This is a genomic window from Paraburkholderia sp. AV2, assembly GCF_054968425.1.
In genome coordinates, this window is sequence record NZ_JBANLK010000036.1 from 17,508 (window position 1) to 41,483 (window position 23,976).

Below are 23,976 nucleotides of genomic sequence, written 5' to 3' on the forward strand. Positions count from 1 at the left end.
CCCTCTGCGCGGGCCCGTGCGGGTCGGCGTTCATCGCTGTAACCCTCTGCGCGGGCCCGTGCGGGTCGGCGTTCATCGCTGTAACCCTCTGCGCGGGCTCGGGCGGGTCGGCGTTCATCGCCATAACCTTCCGCACGAGTCCGTGCCGGGCGGCGTTCGCCGTCGGGGCTTGCGGAGCGCTCGCGCGGCGGGCGGCGCTCATCCCCGTAGCCTTCGCTGCGCGCGCGGGCCGGACGGTCTTCCGTACGGCCGCCGCTTGCGCCGCGCGAGCGCACCGGGCGTCGCTCGTCTTCAGCGCCCGCGCTGCGAGCACGAGCCGGGCGGCGCTCCGCGTCGTAACCTTCGCGACGCGCGCGGGCAGGCCGGTCGTCATCGCGCGCCCACGCACGCGTCTGTCGCGGCGCGTCGCCGTCGCGTGCCGGAGCGGGCCGGCGGCGCTCGCCCGTCTGGCGGTCCATCTCGGCGCGCGGCGCCCGGGCGCCTGCCGGCTTGCCCGACACGCTGCTACGGCGCTCGCCGTAGGCCGGCGCGGAGGATCGCGCCGGACGCTCACCTTGCGCGGCCCGCGGCGGGCGGTCCGACGCGCCGCGTTCCCGAGGCGCCGCGGCCTTCGCGCCCGTGCTGCGAGGCGGGCGCGTTGCGCCCTGCGCGCCGGCGGGCTTGCCCGTTTTCGCCGCAGCGGGGGGCGCGGCCGGCTTGGCGGGCTTGCGCGCGGTCGTGCTGCCGCGTCGGACCGGGGCGCGCTCGGGCGTGGCCGTTCGCGGATGCTTGGCTGTGAGTTTGGCTCGGGTAGACATGGTTATTTCACACTGCTATTGCGCGCAGCAATTCGGTCTCGACGCGGATCTGCAGCCGGTTATCGGACAAACCGGTGCCGTCGAGCAGGAAGACGTCCTCGACGCGCTCGCCGAGCGTATTGATCCGCGCCGCGTGGACGCCGACCCGGTGCTCGGCCAGCACGCGCGCGATGGAATAAAGAAGGCCTGGCCGGTCGTTGGCCGACACGGACAGGATGTAGTATTGCCCGCGCTCGTCGGCCCGCAGGTCGACGCGCGGCGTCACGGGGAAGGTGCGCGAAAGGCGCGACAGACGGCCCTTTGCCGGTTCGGGCAACGGGCTGTCGGTGGCGGTGAGGCGTGCCGCGAGCTCCTGTTCGACGAGGTTCGCGATGTCGCGGTAATGCACGTCGCCCTCGGTGTGGGCGACGATGAAGTTGTCGAGCGCGTAGCCGTGGCGCGTCGTGCTCACGCGCGCGTCGAGCACCGAAAGGCCGCTGCGGTCGAAGTAGGCGCACATCGTCGCGAAAAGATCGGGGCGGTCCTTCGCGTAGACGAGCACCTGCAGCGCCTCGCCGATCGGCGAGGGGCGTGCGCGCACGACGGGTGTCGGGGTTTGCACGTGCCGGTAGAGCACGCGTGTCTGCCAGGCGATGTCGGCGGCGTCGTGACGCAGGAAATAGCCGACGTCGAGCTGCTCCCAGAGCGGGCCGTGCACGTGCTCGGGCACCGTTTCGAGACGCAGCAGCGCGAGCGCTTCTTCCTGGCGCGTCTTCAGTTCGGAATGCGTGTCGGGCCGCGCACCGCCTAGTACGGCCAGCGTCGAGCGATAGAGGTCCTCCAGCAGCTTGCCCTTCCAGTTGTTCCAGACCTTCGGGCTCGTGCCGCGGATATCGGCGACCGTCAGCAGATAAAGCGCGGTCAGGCGCCGCTCGGAGCCGACCAGGTCGGCAAAGCGCTTGATGACTTCGGGGTCGCTCGTGTCCTGTTTCTGGGCGACCTGACTCATTGTCAGATGGTGTTGCACGAGCCAGACGACCAGCGCCGCATCGTCGCCTTCAATGCCGTGCTCGCGGCAAAAGCGCCGCGCGTCGGCCATGCCGAGTTCCGAGTGATCGCCGCCGCGGCCCTTGGCGATGTCGTGGAACAGCGCCGCGACGTAGAGCACCCACGGGCGCTCGAAGTTGGCGATCAGTTGGCTGCAGAACGGGTACTCGTGCGCGTGCTCGGCGACGGCGAAGCGGCGCAGGTTGCGCAGCACCATCAGGATGTGCTGGTCGACCGTGTAGACGTGATAGAGGTCGTGCTGCATCTGCCCGACGATGCGCCGGAAGTTCAGCAGGTAGCGCCCGAGCACGCTGGTCTGGTTCATGAGACGCAGCGCATGCGTGATGCCGGCCGGCTGCTTCAGGATTTCCATGAAGAGACGCCGGTTCTCGGGATCGCGCCGCCAGTGCAGATCCATTTTTTCGCGGACGTTGTAGAGCGCGCGCAGCGTGCGTGCCGAGAGACCTTTCACGCCCTGGACCTGCTCATAGAGCAGGAAGGCTTCCAGAATCGCGTGCGGTTCGCGCTCGAACACGTCGTCGCTCGCAATCTCGATCATGCCCTGTTTCTCGACGAAATGATCGGAGAGCACGCGCGTCACACCGCTTGTACTCGGGAACAGTTGGGCTTCGATGTTCTGGATCAGGATCGTCGCGAGCTGCGTGACCGCCTTCGCCGCCCAGTAGTAGCGGCGCATGAGCTGCTCGCTCGCCCGGCGCGCGGCGCTCGCCGCGTAGCCGAAGCTCTCGGCTACGGCCGTTTGCAGATCGAACACGAGAATGTCCTGGCGCCGTCCCGCAATCACGTGCAGGCGGGCACGCAGCGCCTTGAGGAACGCTTCGTTGCGGCGCAGCTCGCGCGCTTCGCGGCCCGTGATCAGCCCGCGCTGCTCGAGCTCGCGCCAACTGCTGCCGAATGCGGCGGCTTCGGTAATCCAGAGGATCAACTGCAGATCGCGCAGGCCGCCCGGGCTTTCCTTCACGTTCGGTTCGAGCGAGTACGGCGTGTCCTGGAACTTCGCGTGGCGCTGGCGCATTTCCAGCACCTTCGCCTGGAAGAAGGCGCGCGGATCCATGGCGTCGCGATAGCGCTGCGTGAAGTCGCCGAAGAGCGTCGTGCTGCCCGTGATGCGGCGTGCTTCGAGCAGCGACGTGCACACGGTGACGTCGTTCGCCGACTCCTCCAGGCACTGCGAGACGCTGCGCACGCTGCTGCCGATCTCGAGCCCAAGGTCCCACGCAAGCCCGATGAAACGCTCGATGCGCGCTTCGAGCGGCGCGAGCGGCTCGTCGTCGGGGAGCAGCACGAGGATGTCGACGTCGGAGTATGGTGCGAGCTCGCCGCGGCCGAAGCCGCCCACGGCGACGAGCGCGAGCGAGGCCGGCAGCTCGCAGGCGTGCCAGGCGCGGCGCAGCGTGTCGTCGGTGATGCGGGCCAGCGCCCGCATCAGCGTATCGACGTTGGCGGCGCTGCGAAAGCGCTCGAGCAGCTGGACTTTGGCGGCCTTGTAGTCGGACTTCAGCGACGACGTATCGGGAACGGCAACGGCGGTCACGCTCATGGGCTCGGGTTATCCGTGCGCGGGTTGGAAACTGGCCGGCCGGGACGGCATCCGGGCCGGATCTGGGGCGAGGCGCCCCTTGCGGGCGTCGGCACTGCCGCGTGCCCCCGCGGAGCCCCCGGCGGGCGCCGGTTAAGCCGCCGTGCCTGCCGCTTGAGCAACGATGGCGGGCCTGGCCGGCGTACCCGCGGAGACGGTCAGCACGTCATAGCCGGTTTCGGTGACGAGCACCGTATGCTCCCATTGCGCCGAAAGGCTGCGGTCCTTGGTCTTGACGGTCCACTGATCCGGCATCGTGCGGATCTCGCGGCGGCCGGCGTTGATCATCGGCTCGACCGTGAAGATCATGCCGGGCACGAGCTCGATGCCCGTGCCGGGGCGGCCGTAGTGCAGCACCTGCGGGTCTTCGTGGAACACGGTGCCGATACCGTGGCCGCAGTATTCGCGCACGACGCTGTAGCCCTGCGCCTCGGCATAGCGCTGGATCGCGTGGCCGATGTCGCCTAGATGCGCGCCCGGGCGCACCTGGTCGATGCCGAGCCACATGCACTCGTAGGTCGTCTGGACGAGGCGCTTCACGAGGATCGAGCCTTCGCCGACCACGAACATGCGGCTCGTGTCGCCGAAATAGCCGTTCTTGATGACGGTGATGTCGATATTGAGCGCGTCGCCGTTCTTGAGCGTCTTTTCGCCGGGAATGCCGTGGCAGATCACGTCGTTGACCGAGATGCAGGTGGCCTTCGGGTACGGCGGGTAGCCGGGCGGCTGGTAGTTCAACGGGGCGGGAACCGTGCCCTGCACGTTCGTCATGTATTCGTGGCACAGGCGGTCGAGCTCGCCGGTCGTCACGCCGGCGGCGACAAACGGCGTGATGTAGTCGAGCACTTCGCTCGCCAGCCGGCAGGCGACGCGCATTTGCGCGACGTCTTCTTCGTTCTTGATCGAGATGGCCATGGTGTGCGCCTGAAAATGCAGTCGAATACGAAATTATCGCACCTAATCCAGGCCGTCGCTGGCTTTTGAAAGGGGCGAGGCACTGTTAGTCTTACCCAGGCAGTCATTCCCAAGGGTAATAGCTGGCTTGAGCAAGCTGCCGCCCGCATGCTATACTCATCGGCTAAGTCGATCCCTGTATTCTTTCAAAACGTGGAGGAATCGGGCGTTGGCTCACCAGTTCGTCGCTGTCGCGGGCTTGGTTGGTGGCAGGAAGGTAGCAAACGAAGGCAGCAAACGTAGCAAATCCGCGAGCCGGTGCATCCAGGGTGTCGTTCGCGCCAGAGTCCTTTCGCCAGAAAGGACGAAAGAGGGCGCAATCGATACGGCAGCCGGCTTCAGACCCAAACCCTCATGGAGAATTACATGGCAGTCACCATGCGTCAAATGCTGGAAGCCGGTGTCCACTTCGGTCACCAAACGCGCTTCTGGAACCCCAAGATGGCCCCCTTCATCTTCGGTCATCGCAACAAGATTCACATTATCAATCTCGAAAAGACGCTGCCGATGTACAACGACGCGCTGAAGTACGTGCGTCAACTGGCAGCGAACCGCGGCACGATCCTGTTCGTCGGCACGAAGCGTCAATCGCGCGACACGATCGCCGAAGAGGCGCAACGCGCCGGCATGCCGTTCGTCAACGCGCGCTGGCTCGGCGGCATGCTGACCAACTTCAAGACGCTGAAGGTTTCGATCAAGCGCCTGAAGGACATGGAAGCGGCCGTTGAAGCGGGCGAGCTCGAAAAGATGAGCAAGAAGGAAGCGCTCCTGTTCGAACGCGAAATCGCCAAGCTGCAAAAGTCGATCGGCGGCGTGAAGGACATGGGCGGCATTCCGGACGCGATCTTCGTGGTCGACGTCGGCTACCACAAGATCGCCGTGACGGAAGCCAACAAGCTGGGCATCCCCGTCATCGCCGTGGTCGATACGAACCACTCGCCGGAAGGCATCGACTACGTCATCCCGGGTAACGACGACGCCAGCAAGGCCGTCGCGCTGTACACGCAAGGCGTGGCTGACGCGATCCTCGAAGGCCGTGCGAACGCGGTCAACGAAGTGGTCGTGGCCGCACGCGGCAACGACGGCGACGACGAGTTCGTCGAGGTCAATTCGGAGGCGTAAGCTGCCCCGTGTCGCGGCAACAAAAGGGGGCTTTCCATAGGCCCCTTTTTTTTAAGCTGCGGCTTTCGCTGCTGCGCCGTACGATTCGTGGCATTCGCGTCATACGGGCAGCATGGCGAGACTGTAAAAAAGCATGTCTCGCGGAAACGAATTCCTGCTGGCCGCATCGAAAGGCGGTCGGCGTGTACCAGACAGACTCAAGGAGCGAATGATGGCGGCAATTACCGCAAGCATGGTGGCAGAACTGCGCGCGAAGACCGACGCGCCGATGATGGAATGCAAGAAGGCGCTGACGGAAGCCGACGGCGACATGGCGCGCGCCGAAGAGCTCCTGCGCGTGAAGCTCGGCAACAAGGCGAGCAAGGCGGCATCGCGCGTCACGGCCGAAGGCGTGATCGCTTCGTTCATCGCCGGCAACGCGGGCGCCGTGGTCGAGCTGAACTGCGAAACCGACTTCGTCGCGAAGAACGACGATTTCCTCGCCTTCGCGAAGACGGTCGCCGAGCTGATTGCCACGCAGAACCCGGCTGACGTCGCGGCCCTGTCGGCGCTGCCGCTGGACGGTTCGACCGTCGACGCCGTGCGCCTCGCGCTCGTCGGCAAGATCGGTGAAAACCTGTCCATTCGCCGCTTCTCGCGTTTCGAAACCTCGAACAAGCTGGCTGCGTACCTGCACGGCACGCGCATCGGCGTGCTCGTCGAGTACACGGGCGCCGAAGAGCAGGTCGGCAAGGACGTGGCGATGCACATCGCCGCCATGAAGCCGGTCTCGCTGTCGTCGGACGACGTGCCGGCCGACCTGATTGCCAAGGAGCGCAGCATTGCCGAGCAGAAGGCTGCCGAATCGGGCAAGCCGGCCGAGATCGTCGCGAAGATGGTCGAAGGCTCGGTCCAGAAGTACCTGAAGGAAGTCTCGCTGCTGAACCAGACGTTCGTGAAGAACGACAAGCAGACGATCGAGCAGATGCTGAAGGCCGCCGGTTCATCGGTCCAGAAGTTCACCCTGTTCGTGGTCGGCGAAGGCATCGAGAAGCGCCAGGACGACTTCGCCGCCGAAGTGGCCGCGCAAGTCGCTGCTGCAAAGCAGCAATAAGGTCCGCGCGCAGCACAGTAAGGACAGCAGCACCGTAGTATCAGCAGCATTGCAGTAGCCGCGGCGGAGCTTTTCCGCCGCGGCGGGCAGCGCAGCGACGCCTGAGCGCGAGCCAGCCCGCCCCGCGCGAGGTGGCGCTCTGTCGCCGCCATTTCTGGTGGCGCTTGCCCGAAGCCGTATTTCACCCCTACAGTTTCAAGTTATTGCCTTTCCGCGCGATCTGGATACCCCATGCCCACACCCGCCTATAAACGTGTCCTGCTCAAACTCTCCGGTGAAGCCCTGATGGGCGACGATGCCTTTGGCATCAATCGCGCCACGATCGAACGAATGGTCGCGGATGTGGCCGAGGTGGTGAGGCTCGGCACGCAGCTCGCGGTGGTGATCGGTGGCGGCAATATCTTCCGCGGCGTCGCGGGCGGCGCGGCCGGCATGGACCGCGCGACCGCCGACTACATGGGTATGCTCGCCACGATGATGAACGCGCTCGCCCTGCAGGACGCCATGCGCCATGCGGGCATCGAGGCGCGCGTGCAGTCGGCGCTGCGCATGGACCAGGTGGTCGAGCCGTACATCCGCCCCCGCGCGATCCGTCAGCTCGAAGAGGGCAAGGTCGTGATCTTCGCGGCCGGCACGGGCAACCCGTTCTTCACGACCGATACGGCCGCTGCGCTGCGCGGCTCGGAAGTGGGCGCGGAGGTCGTGCTGAAGGCGACCAAGGTCGACGGCGTCTACTCGGCGGACCCGAAGAAGGACCCGACGGCCACGCGCTACTCGACGATCAGCTTCGATGAGGCGATTGGCCGCAATCTGCAGGTGATGGACGCGACGGCATTCGCATTGTGCCGCGACCAGAAGCTGCCGATCCGCGTGTTTTCGATCAACAAGCCGGGCGCGCTCAAGCGCATCGTTCAGGGCGAAGACGAGGGTACGCTCGTCCACGTGTAAACTCTCGTTCTACGAGAGGCTCGATTGCGGGCCGCTCCCGGAGTATGCCGGGGCTTGAGCGGACCCGTACCGTCAGGAAGTTTCGGAGGTTTCAAAATGGCTGTGGCTGACATCAAGAAGGGCGCCGAGCAGAAGATGCAGCGCTCGATCGAAGCGTTCAAGAGTGATCTGGCGAAGATCCGCACGGGCCGGGCGCACACCGGTCTGCTCGATCACATCCAGGTCGACTACTACGGCTCGCCCGTGCCCATCTCGCAGGTGGCCAACCTGACGCTCGTCGATGCACGCACCATCGGCGTCCAGCCGTGGGAAAAGAAGATGGTCCAGATCATCGAAAAGGCGATCCGCGAGTCGGATCTGGGCCTGAACCCGGCCACGCACGGCGACCTCATCCGCGTGCCGATGCCTGCGCTGACCGAAGAGCGCCGCAAGGAGCTCACGAAGGTCGTCAAGAACGAAGGCGAGACGGCGAAAGTCGCGGTGCGCAACCTGCGCCGCGACGCCAACGAGCAGCTCAAGAAGCTCGTGAAGGACAAGGAAATCTCGGAAGACGACGAGCGCCGCGGCGGCGACGACGTCCAGAAGCTGACCGACCGCTTCGTGGCCGAGATCGACAAGCTCGTCCAGACCAAGGAAGCCGAAATCATGACGGTCTGAGGCCGCGAGGCCTTCAGTCCCGCCAGGGTTTCTCCTTCCTAATCGTAGTTTGAGTCCGACGGCCATGACCTATACCAGCTCAACCGTTCGCGTGCCTGACGTGGCGGCCGTGCCGCGCCACATCGCGATCATCATGGACGGCAATGGCCGTTGGGCGACCCAGCGCCGCTTGCCGCGCGTCGCGGGGCATACGCGCGGCGTCGACGCCGTGCGTTCGTGCGTCGAGGCGTGCGTCGAGCGGGGCGTCGAGTACCTGACGCTGTTCGCGTTCAGTTCCGAAAACTGGCGCCGCCCGACCGACGAAGTGTCGTTCCTGATGCGGCTTTTCGTCACCGCGCTCGAGCGCGAGGTAGGGCGTCTGCATGCAAACGGCATTCGCCTGCGTGTCGTCGGTGACGTGTCGATGTTCAACGAGCGCATTCAGGACCTGATCCGCCGCGCCGAGACCAAAACGGCGCGCAACACGCGCCTTACCCTGACGATTGCCGCGAATTACGGCGGCCGCTGGGACATCCTGCAGGCCACGCGCAAGCTGGTGGAGGAGAGCGCCCGTAGCGGCGAGCCCGTGTCGGTGACCGAGGACACGCTCGGCCAGCACCTCGCCATGGCCTACGCGCCGGAGCCCGATCTCTTCATTCGCACCGGCGGCGAGCAGCGCGTCAGCAATTTCCTCCTGTGGCAGCTCGCCTACGCCGAATTCTATTTCACCGACACCTGGTGGCCCGACTTCGATGCCGCCGCTCTCGGCCGAGCGATCGATTCGTATGCCGAGCGCGAACGCCGTTTTGGCCGTACGAGCGCGCAGCTCGAGCCTCGAACCCAGAACCAGAACGCCGACTCGCTTTCATGCTAAAGACCCGTGTCATCACGGCGATCGTCCTGCTGGCCGTCTTCCTGCCGGTCACGCTGTTCGCGCCGGTGGCGGCGTTCGGCGCGCTGATCGGCGTCGTGGTCGTTTTCGGCGCCTGGGAATGGGCGAGGCTGCTCAAGGCCGGCACCGCGGGATCGATCGTCTATGCGGTCATCGCCGCATTCGCCGTGGCGGCGAGCACCCGGCTCGACGCGCCGCGCCCGCTCTTTCAGGCGGCCGGCGTGTTCTGGATCGTTGTCGGGCCGTACGTGCTGCTGCGCAAGCCGGTGCTCGCCGCGGGCGCCTGGCGCGTGTTCCTGCTCGCCGCGGGCCTCGTGACCTTCGCCGCATGCTGGCATGCGCTCGTGGCGGCGCGCGCGGCGGGCGTGGCCTTCGTGCTCTCGCTCCTGCTCGTCGTCTGGCTTGCCGATATCGGCGCATACTTTGCGGGAAAGGCATTTGGGCGCCACAAGCTCGCCAGCGCCATCAGCCCGGGCAAGACCTGGGAGGGGGCGGTGGGCGGCTGGGCGGCCGTGATGGTGGTGTCGGCGGCGGCGATCGCCCTGCACGCGTTCGAGCCGACGCTGTATTCCGCGCTGGCGCTCGAAGCTGGCACGGGCCGCGCGCTCTTCATGCTTACCGTGCTGGTTGCGTTCAGCGTGGTCGGCGACCTGTTCGAGTCGATGCTGAAACGCCAGGCCGGCGTGAAGGATTCGAGCGGCCTGTTGCCGGGCCACGGCGGAGTGCTCGACCGCATCGACGCGCTGCTGCCGGTGCTGCCGCTGGCGATGCTGCTGCTCGCCTAGAGAATTGAATATGCAAAAAAGACTGACATTACTCGGGTCGACGGGCTCGATCGGAGACAGCACGCTCGACGTCGTCGCGCGTCATCCGGAACGCTTCTCGGTGTACGCGCTCACCGCGCACCGCAACGGCGACAAACTCGTCGAACAATGCCTGCGCTTCGAGCCTGAGGTGGCCGTGGTCGGCGACGCCGACAGCGCCGCGCGCGTCGAAAGGAAGCTGCGTGAAGCCGGCTGCCGTACCGTTGTCGCGTATGGGCCGCAGGCGCTCGTCGACGTCTCGAAGAGCGACGGCTGCGACACCGTGGTGGCGGCGATCGTCGGCGCGGCGGGCCTCGCGCCCACGCTTGCGGCGGCGCAGGCCGGCAAGCGCATCCTGCTCGCGAACAAGGAAGCGCTCGTGATGTCGGGCGACATCTTCATGAACGCGGTGCACGACAACGGCGCGATCCTGCTGCCGGTGGACAGTGAGCACAATGCCATTTTCCAGTGCCTGCCGCGCGAAGCGTCGCCGCACGGCGGCGTCTCGAAGATCATCCTCACGGCCTCGGGCGGACCGTTTCGCACGCGCGAGCCGGCTACGCTCGTCGACGTGACGCCGGAGGAAGCCTGCAAGCATCCGAACTGGTCGATGGGGCGCAAGATCTCCGTCGATTCGGCCACGATGATGAACAAGGGCCTCGAAGTGATCGAGGCACACTATCTGTTCGATCTGCCGGGCGAGCGCATCGACGTGCTGATCCATCCGCAGAGCGTGATCCATTCGATGGTTTCGTACGCCGATGGTTCGGTGCTCGCGCAACTGGGCAATCCCGACATGCGCACGCCGATCGCGCACGCGTTGGCGTTCCCGGATCGCGTCGGCTCGGGCGTCGCACAGCTCGACCTCACGCAGGTCGCGACGCTCACGTTCGAGAAGCCCGATTACCAGCGCTTCCCGTGCCTCGCGCTCGCCATGAAGGCGCTCGCGGAAGGCGGCGTTGCGAGTGCGACGCTCAACGCAGCGAATGAAGTCGCGGTGGAAGCGTTCCTGAACCGCCGCATCGGTTTCACGGCGATCGCGCAAACGGTGGACGCGGTGCTGAGCGCGCTCGACAACACGGGTGCGTCGAACCTCGAGGTCGTGATGGCAGCCGACGCTGCGGCGCGCCGCGCGGCGCACGCCGTCATAGACAGCCTGCCGGTGCCGGCCTGAGGTTGCTTCAAGGCCGCGCCCGCACTCGCACTGGACCACGCAGGAGGCGCATATGAACCTGCTCACCGAACTGGTGGCTTTCATCGTCGCGATCGGCGTGCTGGTCGTCGCGCATGAGTACGGGCATTACAGCGTCGCGCGTTTGTGCGGCGTGAAGGTTCTGCGCTTTTCGATCGGCTTCGGCAGACCACTCCTGCAGTGGGTCAGCAAGAAGAGCGGCACCGAGTGGACGATCGCGGCATTGCCGCTCGGCGGCTACGTCAAGATGCTCGACGAGCGCGAATCGCCCGACAGCGTAGCCGCAAGCGACCTCCCGCACGCCTTCAACCGGCAGTCGGTCGGCAAGCGCATTGCGATCGTGGCCGCCGGGCCCATTGCGAATTTCGTGCTGGCCGTGGCGCTCCTGTCGCTGGTCTTTGCGACCGGCGTGAACGAGCCGACGGCGATCGTCGCCGCGCCGCCTGCGCAATCGGCGGCCGCCAAAGCCGGCTTCCAGGGCGGCGAGAAGATCGTTTCGGTCAGCGATGCAAACGGCAACGACACCGAGCCCGTGCGTTCCTGGTCGGATCTGCGCTGGAAGCTGCTGAGCGCGGCATTCGATCATGGCCGCGTCGTGCTGGCCGCGCACGACGGCAACAGCACTTACGATTTCCCGCTCGATCTTTCGCAGCTTTCCGGCAAGGATCTCGACGACGACTTCATGTCGCGCCTCGGCCTCGAGCCGGGTGGCGGCGCATTGCAGGTCGGCGGTGTCGAGCCGGGCAGCGCGGCGGAGCAGGCCGGGCTCCTGAAGGGCGATCGGCTGCTCGCCATCGACGGCCGCCCGGTGGACAGCGCGAATACGTTCATCACGTACGTGAAGTCGCACGCGGGCAAGCCGTTGCGGCTCGAAGTGCAGCGCGGCGAGGCGAACCAGGGTCTGGGGCAGGCGGTCACGCTGACGGTGGTGCCGCAGCCCCAGCGCGACGACGAGACGGGCGACGAGGTGGGACGTATCGGCGCGGCGCTCGAAGTGCAGGCGCCTTCGGTGGACGTGCGTTACGGGCCGCTCGAGAGCTTGCAATTGGGCGCCTGGCGCACGTGGGACATCGCGACGTACTCGCTGCGCATGTTCGGCCGCATGATTACGGGCGAAGCCTCGCTCAAGAATCTGTCGGGTCCGGTAACGATTGCCGACTATGCGGGCAAGAGCGCGCGTCTCGGACCGTCGGCCTTTCTGTCCTTCCTCGCCCTTGTCAGCATTAGCCTGGGCGTACTCAACCTGCTCCCAATTCCGGTATTGGATGGGGGGCATCTGTTATATTATCTGGTTGAAGCCGTAACGGGCAAAGCCGTATCGGACCGCTGGCAGCTCGTGCTGCAGCGTGCAGGGCTTGCCTGCATCGTCGCGCTGTCGGCGATTGCGTTGTTCAACGATCTGGCTCGGTTAATCCATTTTTAAAGTGTCGGGCGGCGTCCGGGGGCGAGTTGCCCGGCCCGATGCAGCGATGTCTGAAGACTGGTTGCTCACGCAGCGACCATGCCATTCGCGGCTCGGGAGATACCGCGCAGACGCGCGAGTTGTGTTGAGCGGCGGTGTTGAACAGCGGTGTAGAACAGCAGGTGCGGTGAACAGCAGGTAGTGGGTTGTACAGAAACGGGTTTCCATAGAAACGAGAGGATGACTTTGCTAACGGGTATGTTTTCAAGACGGGTGATCGGGGCCATGGCGCTGTCGCTGGCGGTGTTCGCTTTTGGCGCGGGCGCGGCCCAGGCGCAGGAAGCGAGAATCGCGGCGGTCAACTCCGACCGCATCCTGCGCGAATCTGCCCCGGCGAAGGCCGCGCAGACCAAGCTCGAAGCCGAATTCGCCAAGCGCGACAAGGATCTGCAAGACATGGCGCAACGCCTGAAGGCGATGTCCGACGCGCTCGACAAGAACGGTCCGACAATGTCGCCGAACGACCGCGCACAGAAGCAGCGCGATCTGTCGCAGCTCGATAGCGACTTCCAGCGCAAGCAGCGCGAATTCCGCGAAGATCTGAACCAGCGCCGCAACGAGGAACTTGCGGCGGTGCTGGACAAGGCGAACAAGGTGATCAAGCAGATCGCCGAACAGCAGCACTACGACCTGATCGTGCAGGAAGCGGTCTATGTCAGTCCGCGCATCGACATCACCGACCAGGTGCTGAAGGCGCTCGCGTCGGCGACCCCTCTTACGGCGACGCCGGCCGCAGCGGCGTCGGGTGCAAGCGCGAACTGACGCAAGAAAAACAAGGCAGGAGCAGCACAAGCATGGCTTTTACGCTTGAGGAACTCGCCGGGCGTTTCGGCGGTGAAGTGATGGGCGATCCGGCGCAGCGCGTCGGCTCGCTCGCGCCGCTCGACCAGGCCGGTCCGCAGCAACTGGCGTTCCTCGCTAATCCCAAATATCTCGCGCAGGTCGAGACGACGCGTGCCGGGGCCGTGCTCATCAGCCCCGACGATCTCGGCAAGCTCGCTTCGCGCGACGTCCCTGGGCATGGCGAACGCAACTTCATCGTCACACCCAACCCGTATGCTTATTTCGCGCGCGTAGCGCAGGCGTTCATCGACCTCGCCGCGCCGAAGCTTCAGCCCGGCGTGCATGCCCGTGCGAGTGTCGACCCCACGGCGAAAGTGGCCGCGACTGCCGTGATCGGTCCGAATGCGACCGTCGAGGCTGGCGCCACGATCGGCGAGAACGTGCGGCTCGACGCGAATGTATTCGTCGGACGTGGCACGCAGATCGGCGCGGGCTCGCATCTCTATCCGGGTGTGGCCGTCTATCATGGCTGCCGTATCGGCGAGCGGGCGATCGTGCACGCGGGCGCCGTGATCGGTTCCGACGGGTTCGGGTTTGCCCCCGATTTCCAGGGCGACGGCGAGGCGCGCACGGGTAGCTGGGTCAAGATTCCGCAGGTTGGCGGTGTCGAGATTGGCGACGACGTGGAGATTGGCGCGAACACGACCATCGACCGCGGCGCGATGGCCGATACGGTCATCGAAACGTGCGTGAAGATCGATAATCTCGTGCAGATCGGGCATAACTGCCGGATCGGCGCGTACACCGTGATCGCCGGTTGCGCCGGTATCGCGGGCAGCACCACGATCGGCAAGCATTGCATGATTGGCGGCGCCGTGGGCATTGCCGGCCACGTGACGCTCGCCGACTATGTGATCGTCACGGCGAAATCGGGCGTCTCGAAGTCGCTGACGAAGGCAGGCATCTACACGAGCGCGTTCCCGGCCGTCGATCATGCCGACTGGAACAAGAGCGCTGCGCTCCTGCGCAATATCGACAAGCTGCGCGACCGCATCCGGGCGCTCGAGGCCGCGCTCGCCGAAAAGCCGCAAGGCACGTAAAAGAACAGGGACAACAGGACCCCTCCGGGGCGTCGGTGCGCACTGGCAGCCGCGCGCCCCGGGCAGATCCGCATGCCCGATTTCGTGTGCGTGGCGCATACTGCGCGTCAATGCGCGCCGTCGGCGTCGGTACTTGCAGTCATCTTCGCGCTATTCCTGCGTGAGCAGAAACACCATGAACATCGAAAAACTCAACTTCGACATCCACAAGATCCTCACGTTGCTGCCGCATCGCTACCCGTTCCTGATGGTCGACCGGGTCCTCGAACTGGAGCCGCACAAGAGCATCAAGGCGTTGAAGAACGTGACCGTCAACGAGCCCTTTTTCACGGGCCATTTCCCCACGCGCCCGGTGATGCCTGGCGTGATGATCCTCGAGGCGCTCGCACAGACCGCCGCGCTTCTCACGTTCTCGGAAGAGCAGCAGGACTTCACGAATACGCTCTACTACTTCGTCGGCATCGACGGGGCGCGCTTCAAGCGCGTGGTGGAGCCGGGCGACCAGCTGATCCTGAACGCCACGTTCGAGCGCTACATGCGCGGCATCTGGAAGTTCAAGGCGCATGCGGAAGTGGACGGCGTCGTCGCCTGCGAAGCAGAGCTGATGTGCACCGTGAAGAAGAACGACTCGGCCGCGTAATCACGCGCGGCGCGTAGTGCGGGCGCGCCACGCGGCGCGAGCGCACACAACTGAATTCGAAGCGAGGGCGAATGAGCAGGATTCATCCCACTGCGATCGTCGAGCCGGGCGCGCAAATCGACGAGACGGCCGAGATCGGGCCGTATGCCATCGTCGGCGCGCATGTGAGCGTCGGCGCGCGCACCGTCGTCGGCTCGCACAGCGTGCTCGAAGGGCACACGACGATTGGCGTTGACAATCGTATCGGCCATTACGCGTCGGTCGGCGGCCGTCCGCAGGACATGAAGTACAAGGACGAGCCCACGCGGCTCGTGATCGGCGATCGCAACATGATCCGCGAGTTCACGACGCTGCATACGGGCACGGTGCAGGACACCGGTGTCACGATCATCGGCGACGACAACTGGATCATGGCTTATGTGCACGTCGGCCACGACTGCCGTCTTGGCAACAACGTGATCATGTCGAGCAATGCGCAGCTTGCGGGCCATGTGATCGTCGAGGACTACGCGATCGTCGGCGGCATGACGGGCGTACACCAGTACGTGCGCATCGGCGCGCATGCGATGGTGGGCGGCGCCTCGGCGCTCGTTCAGGACGTGCCGCCGTTCGTGATCGCGGCCGGCAACAAGGCCGTGCCGCACGGTATCAACGTCGAAGGCTTGCGCCGCCGCGGCTTTTCGGCCGACGCCATTTCGGCGCTGCGCGCGGCCTACCGCACGCTCTACAAGAACGGGCTCTCGCTCGAAGAGGCGAAGGTCCAGCTCGCGGAACTGGCGGGTGCGGGCGGCGACGGTGACGTCCACGTGCAGGCGCTGATCGACTTCGTCGAGCAGTCGCAACGCGGCATCATCCGCTAACCGATGGCGATCTCGACCCGTCCCTTGCGGCTGGCGATGGTGGCCGGCGAGCCATCCGGCGATCTGCTGGCGGCCTCGCTGCTCAACGGCCTCACGGGCCGCCTGCCCGATACTACGCAGTACTATGGAATCGGCGGCCCGCGCATGGCGGCAGCCGGTTTCGACGCGCACTGGCCGATGGACAAGCTCACGGTGCGCGGCTATGTCGAGGCATTGAGGCACATTCCCGAGATCCTGCGCATTCGCGGCGAACTCAAGCATCAACTGCTCGCGGATCCGCCCGACGCGTTCATCGGCGTCGATGCGCCGGACTTCAATTTCGGCCTCGAACATTCGTTGCGCACGGCCGGTATCCCGACGATCCATTTCGTCTGCCCGTCGATCTGGGCTTGGCGCGGCGGGCGCATCAAGAAGATCCAGAAGTCGGTGGATCACATGCTCTGCGTCTTCCCGTTCGAGACTGCGATCCTCGAGAAGGCCGGCGTGGCGTCGTCGTATGTCGGCCATCCGCTTGCCGACGAGATTCCGCTCGAACCCGATGTACCGGGCGCGCGCCGCGCACTGGGCCTGCCCGAGAGCGGGCCGGTCATTGCGGTGCTGCCCGGCAGCCGCCGCTCCGAGATCAACCTGATCGGGCCGACGTTCTTCGACGCGATGCAACTCATGCAGCAGCGCGAGCCGGGCGTGCGCTTCGTGATGCCGGCGGCGACGCCCGCGATCCATGCGCAATTGCAGGAGCTGGCGAACGCGCATCAAGGGCTCGCACTGACCATCATCGACGGCCAGTCGCAACGGGCGATGACGGCCGCCGACGCCATTCTCGTGAAGAGCGGCACCGTGACGCTCGAAGCGGCGCTGCTCAAGAAGCCGATGGTCATCTCGTACAAGGTGCCCTGGCTCACGGGCCAGATCATGCGGCGCCAGGGTTATCTGCCGTACGTGGGGCTGCCGAACATTCTCGCGGGCCGCTTCGTCGTTCCCGAGATCCTGCAGCACTTCGCGACGCCGTCGGCGCTCGCCGATGCCACGCTCACGCAGTTGCGCGACGAGGCGAACCGGCGCACGCTGAAGGAAGTCTTCACCGAGATGCATGTGGCGCTGCGCCAGAACACGTCGCAGCGTGCGGCGGAGGTGGTGGCGGGTGTCGTGGAAAGCCGCAGAGGGCGGGCATGACCGGAGCGTCGATCAAGCGCCGAGCGGCAGTGCCGAAGACCGGAGGGGCGGGCAAGGCTGCCGCCGGGGCGCCGTCGAAAGCGGCCGAGAAGCGTGCGGCGCGCTATGCGCTCGCGCAACAAGCTGGCTTGCTGTTCGAGTCGCCCGAGGATGTCGTTTGCGGCGTGGACGAGGCCGGACGCGGCCCGCTGGCCGGGCCTGTCGTGGCGGCCGCCGTGATCCTCGATCCGGCGCGCCCCATCGCGGGGCTCGACGATTCGAAGGTGCTCACGGCGAAGGCGCGCGACGCGCTCTACGATCTCATCGTCGAACGTTCGCTGGCGTGGAGTGTGGCGGCGGCGTCGGTCGAGGAGATCGACACGCTCAATATCCTGCATGCCACGATGCTGGCGATGCGGCGCGCCGTCGAAGGTCTCGCCGTGACGCCGACACTTGCGAAGATCGACGGCAACCGCTGCCCGGTTCTGTCGGTGCGCAGCGAGGCCGTGATTGGCGGCGATGCGCTGGTGCCGAGTATTTCGGCTGCCTCCATCATCGCGAAGGTCACGCGCGACCGCATGCTGCTGGAACTGCACGACGCTTTTCCGGCGTATGGTTTCGATGCGCACGCCGGCTACGGCACGCCGCAGCACCTGAGCGCACTGCGCGAGCATGGTCCCTGCGAGCATCATCGGCGTTCGTTCGCGCCGGTGCGCGAGGCGTACGCGCTGCATGGCATCGTTCTCGCGGACCTCAATCGCGAGGTGTGACCATGAAAGCCATTACCTCGCGCGACAATCCGCTCTACAAGCGCCTGAAGGCGCTGGCCGGCTCGACGCATCAACAGCGCAAGAGCGGCCAGGCGCTGCTCGAAGGCTTCCATCTCGCGAGTGCCTGGCTCGACGGCGGCGGCCAGCCCGAATACTGCATCGTCACCGACGGCGCGCTCGCGCACGAGGAGGCGCAGGCGATCGTCGCCCGCGTCGAAGAACGCCGCGTTCTGAGCTTGCCCGACGCGCTCTTCGGCCAGCTCTCGAACGTCGTGCACGGGGTGGGCATGCTGCTGCTCGTCGCGACGCCGGAGGCCGCGCTGCCGCGCCGTGTGCAATCCACCTGCCTCGTGCTCGACGGCGTTCAGGACGCGGGCAATGTGGGCTCGATTCTGCGCAGCGCGGCCGCCGCGGGCATCGACAAGGTGTTCTGCACGCCGGGCACGGCTTATGTCTGGTCGTCGAAGGTGCTGCGCTCGGCGATGGGCGCGCATTTCCTGCTGGAGGTGTTCGAGAACGTCGAGCCGGACACGTTGGCGGAGCTGCTCGCCGTGCCGGTCGTCATCACCGATTCGCACGGCGCACAGGCGATCGACGAATGCGACTTGACCGGACCGGTCGCGTGGATCTTCGGCAATGAAGGGGCAGGGGTGTCGCAGGTCTGGCGCGATAGCGCCGCGCATCGTGTGACGATTCCGCAGCCGGGCGGCATGGAATCGCTCAATGTCGCCGCAGCGGCGGCAGTGTGCCTGTTCGAACAGTGTCGCCAGCAGCGCCGCGCGCATTGACCGCGCATTGACTCATTCCCCTTCGCATAACGAAAAACGCCTGCTCGATGCAGGCGTTTTTGCTTTGCGGCCGTGCCTCCAGTCCTGCCTCAATAGGAGGGCTTGTCGATGCGGATTTCCTGCAGGATCGTCGTGGCAATTTCCTCGATCGACTTGTGCGTCGACGACAGCCACTTGATGCCTTCGCGGCGCATCATCGCTTCCGCCTCGTTGACCTCGTAGCGGCAGTTTTCCAGCGCCGCGTACTTGCTGCCGGGGCGCCGCTCGTTGCGGATTTCTGTGAGACGCTGCGGATCGATCGAGAGGCCGAAGATCTTCGAGCGGTGCGGCAGCAGCGAATTGGGCAGCTTGCTGCGCTCGAAATCGTCGGGGATCAGCGGATAGTTCGCTGCCTTCACGCCGTACTGCATCGCGAGATACAGGCTGGTGGGCGTCTTGCCGCTGCGCGAGACGCCCACGAGGATCACGTCGGCGTCGGCGAGATTGCGGTCCGACTGGCCGTCGTCGTGCGCAAGCGAGAAGTTGATCGCTTCGATGCGGTTCTTGTATTCGTCGGTGTCGGCGTTCTGGTGGCCGCGGCCCATCGCGTGGCTCGACTTGAGCTCCAGCTCCTGTTCGAGCGGTTCGACGAAGGTCTGGAACATGTCCAGCACGAGCGCATTCGCCCGCTTGACGATCTCGTTCGAGTTGCTGTCCACGAGCGTCGTGAAGACAATCGGGCGGCGGCCTTCGTGCACGGCGGCTTCGTTGATCTTTTCGGCCGTGGCATAGGCCTTGTCCGTCGAATCGATGAACGGCACGCGCACGAGGCGGAATTTCTGGTCGAACTGGGAGAGGATCGAATGCGCGAAGGTTTCGGCAGTGATCCCGGTACCGTCGGAGACGATGAATACGGTGGGCGGCATCGATTGAAGCTGGGTACGTGCGCTGCTACAGGCGCTTGAAGACAGGCCGGGCGCCCGGCGCCTCCGTGTGGGGCTCGGGCAAACCAGGCGGGAACGCGATTCCTGCCGACTAACGCGGGCTGGCACATTTTCCGGAGTCGGCACGGTAGAATAGCGGCAACCTGTTGGATAAGCAATTGCAGTGCAACCGCGTCAAACCGCAGCCTATCGTGGCTCGTTCTGGCGTCAACCTGCAGCGATTCCGTCTAATTTCACGTAATCGCGCGCATCTTCGTGCTTTTCCTTTCAACGGATGCAAGCTTCGAAGCCCTTGGCGATTGCTTCTCCAACAGGTTGCGCAAGACGCGAGGCCGTTTCCAATGAACGGTCCGCGTTCGAGCCCACTTGCGCAATCGTGAATTTTTTTCACACTTAGGGGCTTGTATGACTAACACCGTTGCCAAGGATCAGGCGTATGTAGTGCCTTTCGAGCAGTTGCGGATGACCGATGTCGAGATCGTGGGCGGCAAGAACGCCTCGCTCGGCGAAATGATCAGCCAACTGGCTGAGGCAGGCGTGCGAGTGCCCACGGGCTTCGCCACGACCGCGCTCGCTTTCCGCGACTTCCTGAAACACAACAACCTGACCGAGCGGATCGCCGCCCGTCTGGAAACGCTCGACGTCGACGACGTCAAGGCGCTGGCCGAAGCGGGCAAGGAGATCCGTCAATGGATCGTCGACGCGCCGCTGCAGCCGCAACTGGAAGCGGATATCCGCAAGGGCTTCGAAACGCTCCAGAACGGTTCGCCGGCTGAGCTCTCGTTCGCCGTGCGTTCGTCGGCCACGGCGGAAGACCTGCCCGACGCCTCGTTCGCCGGCCAGCAGGAAAGCTACCTGAACGTGGTGGGCGTCGAGGATGTGCTCGACCGCCTCAAGCACGTGTTCGCGTCGCTCTACAACGACCGCGCCATCTCGTATCGGGTCCACAAGGGCTTCACGCACGCCGAAGTCGCGCTGTCGGCCGGTGTGCAGCGCATGGTCCGTTCGGACTGCGGCGCCGCGGGCGTGATGTTCACGCTGGATACCGAATCGGGTTTCAAGGACGCCGTGTTCATCACGTCGAGCTATGGTCTCGGCGAGACCGTGGTGCAGGGCGCGGTGAATCCGGACGAGTTCTACGTTTTCAAGACCACGCTCGCCCAGGGCAAGGCCCCGATCATCCGCCGCTCGATCGGCTCGAAGCTCATCAAGATGGAATTCACGCAGCCGGGCGAGCCGGGCCGCGTGAAAACGGTCGACGTGACGCATGAGCAGCGCAACCGCTTCTCGATTACCGACGAAGACGTGATCGAGCTCGCGAAGTACGCGGTCATCATCGAAAAGCACTACCAGCGTCCGATGGACATCGAGTGGGGCAAGGACGGCCGCGACGGCAAGATCTTCATTCTCCAGGCGCGTCCGGAGACGGTGAAGAGCCAGGCGCACGGCAAGGTCGAGCAGCGGTTCAAGCTCAAGGGCCAGTCGCAGGTGCTCGCCACCGGTCGTGCGATCGGCCAGAAGATCGGCGCGGGCCGCGTGAAGGTGATTCACGATCCGTCCGAAATGGAGCGCGTGCAGCCGGGCGACGTGCTGGTGGCCGACATGACCGACCCGAACTGGGAGCCGGTGATGAAGCGCGCCTCGGCCATCGTCACGAACCGTGGCGGCCGTACCTGCCACGCGGCGATCATCGCGCGCGAACTGGGCGTGCCGGCCGTGGTGGGCTGCGGCGACGCGACCGACGTGCTGAAGGACGGCGCGCTCGTGACCGTGTCGTGCGCGGAAGGCGACGAAGGGCGCATCTATGACGGTCTGCTCGAAACCGAAGTCAGCGAAGTCCAGCGTGGCGAGTTGCCGCCGGTGCCGGTCAAGATCATGATGAACGTCGGCAATCCGCAGCTCGCGTTCGACTTCTCGCAGTTGCCGAACGCCGGCGTGGGCCTTGCGCGTCTCGAGTTCATCATCAACAACAACATCGGCGTGCACCCGAAGGCGATTCTCGAGTACCCGAACGTCGACGCCGACCTGAAGAAGGCCGTCGAGAGCGTCGCGCGCGGGCATGCTTCGCCGCGCGCGTTCTATGTCGACAAGCTGACCGAAGGTATCGCCACAATCGCGGCGGCGTTCTATCCGAAGCCTGTCATTGTGCGTCTCTCGGACTTCAAGTCGAACGAGTACAAGAAGCTGATCGGCGGTTCGCGTTACGAGCCGGATGAAGAAAACCCGATGCTCGGCTTCCGCGGTGCATCGCGTTACATCGCCGAGGACTTCGCGCAGGCCTTCGAGATGGAGTGTCTCGCGCTCAAGCGCGTGCGCGAGGACATGGGTCTCGCGAACGTGGAGATCATGGTGCCGTTCGTGCGCACGCTGAAGCAGGCCGAACGCGTGGTGGGCCTGCTGGAGAAGTTCGGCCTGAAGCGCGGCGTGAACGATCTGCGCCTCATCATGATGTGCGAAGTGCCGTCGAACGCGATCCTCGCCGAAGAGTTCCTGCAGTTCTTCGACGGCTTCTCGATCGGCTCGAACGACCTGACGCAGCTCACGCTGGGCCTCGACCGCGACTCGGGCATGGAGCTCCTCGCCGTCGATTTCGACGAGCGCGATCCGGCCGTGAAGTTCATGCTCAAGCGCGCGATCGACACCTGCCGCCGCCTGAACAAGTACGTCGGCATCTGCGGCCAGGGCCCGTCCGATCATCCGGACTTCGCCCAGTGGCTTGCAGAAGAGGGCATCGCCTCGATCTCGCTGAACCCGGACACGGTCATCGAAACGTGGCAGGCGCTGGCGCAGTCGCAGGCGAAATAAGCATGGTGCATCGCTGCCTCGACGGAATGGGAGGCAGCACCCGCGGCCGCCTGCAACCTTGAGGCGCCGCACGGAAAAGAGTGTCAGCTTCGTGCTATAACACCCCGGTCAAGCCGGGGTGTTTTGTTTTGGGAGACTGACGTGGGTCCACATGGTTTGTTCTGGTGGGTCGGCGCGGGCGTGCTGATCGTCGCCGAACTGATGACGGGCACGTTCTACCTGCTGATGATCGCGCTCGGCTTTCTTGCGGGGGCGCTCGCCTGGGAGTTCGGCGTGCCGCTCGACTTCCAGCTGGCCATTGCCGCCGTTGTCGGGCTGGTTGCCGTGATCGCGCTGCGGCGCTCGCGTTTCGGGCGCCGCCGGCGCGGCACCGATCCCTCGCGCGATCCCGGCGTGAATCTCGACATCGGCGAATCGCTCAGCGTCGCCTCCTGGCATGACCGCCGCGCACGCGCGATGTACCGCGGGGCCGAATGGGACGTCGAACTGGCGCCCGGCGAGCCCGAGGATGCGCGGCTCTACGAAATCAAGGCTGTTCGCGGCAGTTGCCTCATCGGCGGCGCGCACCGCGACGCGGCGCCCGACGGGGCGCGTCATGCCTGAGTTCTTCCGCGCAACGAGGCACGTTGCCGTGGCCTCTACGCGCGAGTTCTGCATCGAATACACCCGAGAGAAAGGAGGCCATCCATGCAAGTTCCAGTCGTGGGCGTGATTCTGTTTGTGATCGCTGTCGTGCTGATCGCCCAGACGATCAAGATCGTGCCGCAACAGCACGCGTGGGTTCTCGAGCGGCTCGGCCGCTATCACGCCACGCTGACGCCGGGGCTCTCGATCGTCCTGCCGTTCGTGGACCGCGTGGCGTACAGGCACGTGCTCAAGGAGATTCCGCTCGACGTGCCGAGCCAGGTCTGCATCACGCGCGACAACACGCAGCTACAGGTGGACGGCGTGCTGTATTTCCAGGTCACCGATCCGATGAAGGCGTCGTACGGGTCGAGCAATTACGTCTTCGCCATCACGCAGCTTTCGCAGACTACGCTGCGCTCGGTGATCGGCAAGCTCGAACTCGACAAGACTTTCGAGGAGCGCGATTTCATCAATCACAGCATCGTCTCGTCGCTCGACGAAGCTGCCTCGAACTGGGGCGTCAAGGTGCTGCGCTACGAGATCAAGGATCTTACGCCGCCCAAGGAAATCCTCCACGCCATGCAGGCGCAGATCACCGCGGAGCGCGAGAAGCGCGCGCTGATTGCCGCTTCGGAAGGCCGCAAGCAGGAGCAGATCAATCTCGCCTCGGGCGCGCGCGAGGCGGCGATCCAGAAGTCGGAGGGCGAGAAGCAGGCCGCGATCAATCAGGCGCAGGGTCAGGCAGCGGCGATTCTCGCGGTGGCCGAGGCCAACGCTCAGGCGATCCAGAAGATCGGTTCGTCGATCCAGACCCAGGGCGGCATGGACGCCGTCAACCTGAAGGTCGCGGAACAGTACGTCAACGCGTTCGCGAATCTCGCGAAGCAGGGCAATACGCTGATCGTGCCGGGCGACATGGGCGACCTCTCCACGATGATCGCTTCGGCGCTGACCATCGTGAATCGCAGCGGCATGCGCGAGCAGCAGGTGAAGGGTGGCTGAC

General features: G+C 65.3%; 21 protein-coding genes. 18 read left to right on the forward strand and 3 right to left on the reverse strand.

The annotated features are described in order from the left end of the window. Positions 1 to 804: 804 nt before the first annotated feature. Positions 805 to 3,384 carry a [protein-PII] uridylyltransferase gene (locus tag V8683_RS22275; protein WP_411189733.1) on the reverse strand — a complete coding sequence of 860 codons (2,580 nt, stop codon included), beginning with the start codon at positions 3,382 to 3,384 and terminating at the stop codon, positions 805 to 807. Between the two features lie 132 nt (positions 3,385 to 3,516). Beyond that, a complete protein-coding gene (gene map, locus V8683_RS22280; protein ID WP_411189732.1) occupies positions 3,517 to 4,338 on the reverse strand; it encodes a type I methionyl aminopeptidase in 822 nt (273 codons plus the stop codon). Between the two features lie 405 nt (positions 4,339 to 4,743). Here map and rpsB point away from each other — a divergent pair, with 405 nt between their 5' ends. The 15 genes from rpsB (at position 4,744) to V8683_RS22355 (ending at position 18,618) form a co-directional block, all read left to right on the forward strand. Beyond that, positions 4,744 to 5,499, forward strand: coding sequence for a 30S ribosomal protein S2 (rpsB, locus tag V8683_RS22285; RefSeq protein ID WP_411189731.1), 756 nt, complete (start codon positions 4,744 to 4,746; stop codon positions 5,497 to 5,499). Between the two features lie 211 nt (positions 5,500 to 5,710). Further along, entirely contained in the window at positions 5,711 to 6,592 is an 882-nt protein-coding gene (tsf, locus tag V8683_RS22290; RefSeq protein ID WP_411189730.1) for a translation elongation factor Ts, read from the forward strand. Positions 6,593 to 6,823: 231 nt separating this feature from the next. Further along, the gene (gene pyrH / locus V8683_RS22295) at positions 6,824 to 7,540 is read left to right on the forward strand and encodes a UMP kinase (RefSeq protein ID WP_233863188.1); all 717 of its coding nucleotides are present in this window, start codon (positions 6,824 to 6,826) and stop codon (positions 7,538 to 7,540) included. Positions 7,541 to 7,636: 96 nt separating this feature from the next. Beyond that, a complete protein-coding gene (gene frr, locus V8683_RS22300; protein WP_027793616.1) occupies positions 7,637 to 8,197 on the forward strand; it encodes a ribosome recycling factor in 561 nt (186 codons plus the stop codon). 64 nt (positions 8,198 to 8,261) lie between these two features. Beyond that, positions 8,262 to 9,050 carry a polyprenyl diphosphate synthase gene (gene uppS, locus V8683_RS22305; protein ID WP_411189729.1) on the forward strand — a complete coding sequence of 263 codons (789 nt, stop codon included), beginning with the start codon at positions 8,262 to 8,264 and terminating at the stop codon, positions 9,048 to 9,050. Further along, on the forward strand, positions 9,044 to 9,853 hold the full coding sequence (locus V8683_RS22310; RefSeq protein WP_411189728.1) for a phosphatidate cytidylyltransferase: 810 nt from the start codon (positions 9,044 to 9,046) through the stop codon (positions 9,851 to 9,853). The genes uppS and V8683_RS22310 overlap by 7 nt, the downstream gene beginning before the upstream one ends. A gap of 10 nt (positions 9,854 to 9,863) precedes the next feature. Beyond that, complete coding sequence (locus V8683_RS22315) at positions 9,864 to 11,045, forward strand: 1-deoxy-D-xylulose-5-phosphate reductoisomerase (RefSeq protein WP_411189727.1); 1,182 nt, start codon at positions 9,864 to 9,866, stop codon at positions 11,043 to 11,045. A gap of 52 nt (positions 11,046 to 11,097) precedes the next feature. Further along, positions 11,098 to 12,486, forward strand: coding sequence for an RIP metalloprotease RseP (gene rseP, locus V8683_RS22320; protein WP_411189726.1), 1,389 nt, complete (start codon positions 11,098 to 11,100; stop codon positions 12,484 to 12,486). Positions 12,487 to 12,705: 219 nt separating this feature from the next. Beyond that, positions 12,706 to 13,287: an OmpH/Skp family outer membrane protein gene (locus tag V8683_RS22325; RefSeq protein ID WP_411189725.1), complete on the forward strand. Its 582-nt coding sequence runs from the start codon at positions 12,706 to 12,708 to the stop codon at positions 13,285 to 13,287. Between the two features lie 32 nt (positions 13,288 to 13,319). Further along, the gene (gene lpxD / locus V8683_RS22330) at positions 13,320 to 14,408 is read left to right on the forward strand and encodes a UDP-3-O-(3-hydroxymyristoyl)glucosamine N-acyltransferase (RefSeq protein WP_411189724.1); all 1,089 of its coding nucleotides are present in this window, start codon (positions 13,320 to 13,322) and stop codon (positions 14,406 to 14,408) included. A gap of 175 nt (positions 14,409 to 14,583) precedes the next feature. Then, positions 14,584 to 15,048 (forward strand): 3-hydroxyacyl-ACP dehydratase FabZ, encoded by a 465-nt coding sequence (fabZ, locus tag V8683_RS22335; protein ID WP_027793623.1) that lies wholly within the window; start codon positions 14,584 to 14,586, stop codon positions 15,046 to 15,048. A gap of 71 nt (positions 15,049 to 15,119) precedes the next feature. Next, entirely contained in the window at positions 15,120 to 15,908 is a 789-nt protein-coding gene (lpxA, locus tag V8683_RS22340) for an acyl-ACP--UDP-N-acetylglucosamine O-acyltransferase (RefSeq protein ID WP_411189723.1), read from the forward strand. Between the two features lie 3 nt (positions 15,909 to 15,911). Then, complete coding sequence (gene lpxB / locus V8683_RS22345) at positions 15,912 to 17,081, forward strand: lipid-A-disaccharide synthase (RefSeq protein WP_411189722.1); 1,170 nt, start codon at positions 15,912 to 15,914, stop codon at positions 17,079 to 17,081. Next, the gene (gene rnhB / locus V8683_RS22350) at positions 17,078 to 17,830 is read left to right on the forward strand and encodes a ribonuclease HII (RefSeq protein ID WP_411189721.1); all 753 of its coding nucleotides are present in this window, start codon (positions 17,078 to 17,080) and stop codon (positions 17,828 to 17,830) included. The genes lpxB and rnhB overlap by 4 nt, the downstream gene beginning before the upstream one ends. A gap of 2 nt (positions 17,831 to 17,832) precedes the next feature. Then, positions 17,833 to 18,618, forward strand: a complete 786-nt coding sequence (locus V8683_RS22355) for a TrmH family RNA methyltransferase (protein ID WP_411189720.1) — start codon at positions 17,833 to 17,835, stop codon at positions 18,616 to 18,618. An 89-nt stretch (positions 18,619 to 18,707) separates the two neighbouring features. Here V8683_RS22355 and ppsR read toward each other — a convergent pair whose 3' ends face one another. Next, positions 18,708 to 19,523 (reverse strand): posphoenolpyruvate synthetase regulatory kinase/phosphorylase PpsR, encoded by an 816-nt coding sequence (ppsR, locus tag V8683_RS22360; protein WP_411189719.1) that lies wholly within the window; start codon positions 19,521 to 19,523, stop codon positions 18,708 to 18,710. Between the two features lie 423 nt (positions 19,524 to 19,946). Between ppsR and ppsA the strand changes: the two genes are divergently transcribed. The 3 genes from ppsA (at position 19,947) to V8683_RS22375 (ending at position 23,975) form a co-directional block, all read left to right on the forward strand. Then, complete coding sequence (gene ppsA, locus V8683_RS22365; RefSeq protein ID WP_411189718.1) at positions 19,947 to 22,346, forward strand: phosphoenolpyruvate synthase; 2,400 nt, start codon at positions 19,947 to 19,949, stop codon at positions 22,344 to 22,346. A gap of 141 nt (positions 22,347 to 22,487) precedes the next feature. After that, positions 22,488 to 22,949, forward strand: a complete 462-nt coding sequence (locus V8683_RS22370) for an NfeD family protein (RefSeq protein ID WP_411189717.1) — start codon at positions 22,488 to 22,490, stop codon at positions 22,947 to 22,949. Between the two features lie 84 nt (positions 22,950 to 23,033). Continuing rightward, positions 23,034 to 23,975, forward strand: coding sequence for an SPFH domain-containing protein (locus V8683_RS22375; protein WP_411189716.1), 942 nt, complete (start codon positions 23,034 to 23,036; stop codon positions 23,973 to 23,975). Position 23,976: the final 1 nt, after the last annotated feature.

Coding starts and splice junctions, on each gene's coding strand:
- rnhB (WP_411189721.1), top strand. CDS start 17,078: ATGACCGGAGCGTCGATCAAGCGCCGAGCGGCAGTGCCGAAGACCGGA.
- V8683_RS22355 (WP_411189720.1), top strand. CDS start 17,833: ATGAAAGCCATTACCTCGCGCGACAATCCGCTCTACAAGCGCCTGAAG.
- map (WP_411189732.1), bottom strand. CDS start 4,338: ATGGCCATCTCGATCAAGAACGAAGAAGACGTCGCGCAAATGCGCGTC.
- tsf (WP_411189730.1), top strand. CDS start 5,711: ATGGCGGCAATTACCGCAAGCATGGTGGCAGAACTGCGCGCGAAGACC.
- uppS (WP_411189729.1), top strand. CDS start 8,262: ATGACCTATACCAGCTCAACCGTTCGCGTGCCTGACGTGGCGGCCGTG.
- lpxB (WP_411189722.1), top strand. CDS start 15,912: ATGGCGATCTCGACCCGTCCCTTGCGGCTGGCGATGGTGGCCGGCGAG.
- lpxD (WP_411189724.1), top strand. CDS start 13,320: ATGGCTTTTACGCTTGAGGAACTCGCCGGGCGTTTCGGCGGTGAAGTG.
- rseP (WP_411189726.1), top strand. CDS start 11,098: ATGAACCTGCTCACCGAACTGGTGGCTTTCATCGTCGCGATCGGCGTG.
- ppsR (WP_411189719.1), bottom strand. CDS start 19,523: ATGCCGCCCACCGTATTCATCGTCTCCGACGGTACCGGGATCACTGCC.
- V8683_RS22325 (WP_411189725.1), top strand. CDS start 12,706: ATGACTTTGCTAACGGGTATGTTTTCAAGACGGGTGATCGGGGCCATG.
- fabZ (WP_027793623.1), top strand. CDS start 14,584: ATGAACATCGAAAAACTCAACTTCGACATCCACAAGATCCTCACGTTG.
- rpsB (WP_411189731.1), top strand. CDS start 4,744: ATGGCAGTCACCATGCGTCAAATGCTGGAAGCCGGTGTCCACTTCGGT.
- V8683_RS22275 (WP_411189733.1), bottom strand. CDS start 3,384: ATGAGCGTGACCGCCGTTGCCGTTCCCGATACGTCGTCGCTGAAGTCC.
- ppsA (WP_411189718.1), top strand. CDS start 19,947: ATGACTAACACCGTTGCCAAGGATCAGGCGTATGTAGTGCCTTTCGAG.
- lpxA (WP_411189723.1), top strand. CDS start 15,120: ATGAGCAGGATTCATCCCACTGCGATCGTCGAGCCGGGCGCGCAAATC.
- frr (WP_027793616.1), top strand. CDS start 7,637: ATGGCTGTGGCTGACATCAAGAAGGGCGCCGAGCAGAAGATGCAGCGC.
- V8683_RS22310 (WP_411189728.1), top strand. CDS start 9,044: ATGCTAAAGACCCGTGTCATCACGGCGATCGTCCTGCTGGCCGTCTTC.
- pyrH (WP_233863188.1), top strand. CDS start 6,824: ATGCCCACACCCGCCTATAAACGTGTCCTGCTCAAACTCTCCGGTGAA.
- V8683_RS22375 (WP_411189716.1), top strand. CDS start 23,034: ATGCAAGTTCCAGTCGTGGGCGTGATTCTGTTTGTGATCGCTGTCGTG.
- V8683_RS22315 (WP_411189727.1), top strand. CDS start 9,864: ATGCAAAAAAGACTGACATTACTCGGGTCGACGGGCTCGATCGGAGAC.